The sequence below is a fragment of the Streptomyces sp. WELS2 genome (assembly GCF_013870595.1).
Classification (GTDB): Bacteria; Actinomycetota; Actinomycetes; order Streptomycetales; family Streptomycetaceae; genus Streptomyces.
The window spans coordinates 1-2,002 of the sequence record NZ_JACBWZ010001017.1 but is presented as its reverse complement, the minus strand read 5'-3'; the positions used below and the strand labels follow the sequence as shown (position 1 = coordinate 2,002).

Here is a 2,002-nt window from a genome sequence, read left to right as displayed (position 1 = left end):
TGACGACGGCCTTCACGGGTCGGTGGCTCCTTGTCAGGACGACATGTAGGTGGGGCTCGCCGGCTGAGCGCCACGCCGGCCACCCTGCCCGCACTCACCGACGGGAGAGACGCCATGAGCACCACCAGCACCGGCCCGCGCGCGGTCAGCCTCGCCGAGAGACCCGACCTGGAAGAGGCGATGCTCACCATGGAGTCGTCGTGGCCCGCCTACATCCGCCCCGATCCGCTCCTCGTGGACTGGGCGCTGCGCCGCCACGCCGAGCACCAGTTCGTCGTACTCGACGAGGAGGACCAGGTCGTCGCCCGGGCGGCAAGCGTGCCGTTCGCCTGGGACGGCGACCCGGACGGGCTGCCCGACACCGGCTGGGACGAGGCGTTGCGCCAGTGCCTGTCCGACACCGTCGCCGGCCGGGAACCGACCACGCTGTGCGCGCTGGAGGTCGCCGTCGTCCCGGACCGCCTCGCGCGGAACCTGTCCGGGTACACCCTGCGCGCCCTGCTCGGCCACGCCCGTGCCAAGGGGTTCCACGACGTGGTGGTGCCGCTCCGGCCCAGCGGCAAGCACCGGCAGCCGTGGCTGCCGCTGGCCGAGTACACAGCGCGGCGCCGCTCCGACGGGCTGCCCGAGGACCCCTGGCTGCGGGTGCATGTGCGGGCGGGCGGCGAGGTGCTGCGGGTGTGCCCCGCGTCCATGACGATCTCGGGGAGCCTGGCCCAGTGGCGCGAGTGGACCGGCCTTCCCCTGGACACCGACGGCCCGGTGGAACTGCCCGGCGCCCTGACCCCGCTCACCGTGAACACCGTCCACGACCACGCCGTGTACGTCGAACCGAACGTCTGGGTCCGCCACCGCCTCACGGGCGGGCACCCCTGACGATCCGGCACGCGTCTACGCCGGACCTCCCACCGGTGTGAGACACCGGCCGGCCTTTCCCGAGCGACACCCACGACAAAGGAGTACGACCATGAGCACGACTCCCCAGGACGTCCTCGCCACCGGCAAACTGGATCTCCGTGCCGCCCTGATCGAGCGGATCGGCGGCTACATGACGGCGCACGGCATCGGTGTGGCCGCCGAACTGGGCCTCGCGGACCTGATCGGCACCGGTTCGCGCACCAGCCGGGAGCTGGCCGACGCGACCGCCACGCACGAACCCTCGCTGCGGCGGCTGCTGCGCATGCTGGTCGCCGTCGGCATCGCCGAGGAGCCCGAGCGGGGACGTTTCGCGCTGACCGGCATCGGCTCCCAGCTGCGCTCCGACTCCCCGGATTCGCTGCACAAGTTCGCCAAGATGTTCTGCCACCCCATCTTCTTCACGTCCTGGCAGAGCCTGCGGCACACCGTCACCACCGGCGAACGCGCCTTCGACCACGTCCACGAGACGGGCGTCTACGACTGGCTGGCCGGGCACGGCGAGACCAGCACGCTGTTCAACGAGGCGATGAGCGAGGAGTCCCGGCTCTCGGCGGCGCAGCTCGCCGCGGGCTATAACTTCCCGGCGACCGGCACGGTGGTGGACCTCGGCGGCGGCGACGGCACCCTGCTCGCGGCGATCCTCCAGGCCCGGCCCGGGCTGCGGGGCATCGTCTTCGACAGCCCGAGCGGTGTCGCCGAGGCCCCCGTCACCCTGGGCAAGGCCGGACTCGCCGACCGGTGCGAGGTCCGCTCCGGGGACTTCTTCCAGTCCGTGCCGGACGACGGCGACCTGTACATCATCAAGAGCGTGTTCCAGGACTGGGGCGACGACGAGGCGCGCGCGATCCTGCGCACGGTACGGGCCCACATACCCGCCTCTGCCACCTTGCTGATCGTCGGCACGGTCCTGCCCGAGACCGCCGACACCTCCGCCCCCGTCGCGTACTTCACCGACGTCAACATGATGGTCGTGACCGGCGGCCAGGAGCGCACCGAAGGGGAGTTCCGGGCGCTGCTGGAGGAGACCGGGTTCACCGTGCGGTCGGTCGGGGTGGGGCAGGCCGGGCCGCTGTCGGTCGTCGAG

At 72.0% G+C, this 2,002-nt stretch carries 2 protein-coding genes; both read left to right on the top strand.

The genetic code is table 11. The annotated features are described in order from the left end of the window. The first annotated feature begins 114 nt into the window (after positions 1–114). A complete protein-coding gene (locus H5J33_RS33000; protein ID WP_181798387.1) occupies positions 115–876 on the top strand; it encodes an N-acetyltransferase in 762 nt (253 codons plus the stop codon). Positions 877–967: 91 nt separating this feature from the next. Then, positions 968–2,002: methyltransferase (locus H5J33_RS32995; RefSeq protein ID WP_181798386.1), on the top strand; the 1,035-nt coding region annotated here is incomplete at its 3' end.

Excerpts from the sequence above, each read along its gene's own strand:
- H5J33_RS33000 (WP_181798387.1), top strand. The coding sequence starts at position 115 with ATGAGCACCACCAGCACCGGCCCGCGCGCGGTCAGCCTCGCCGAGAGA.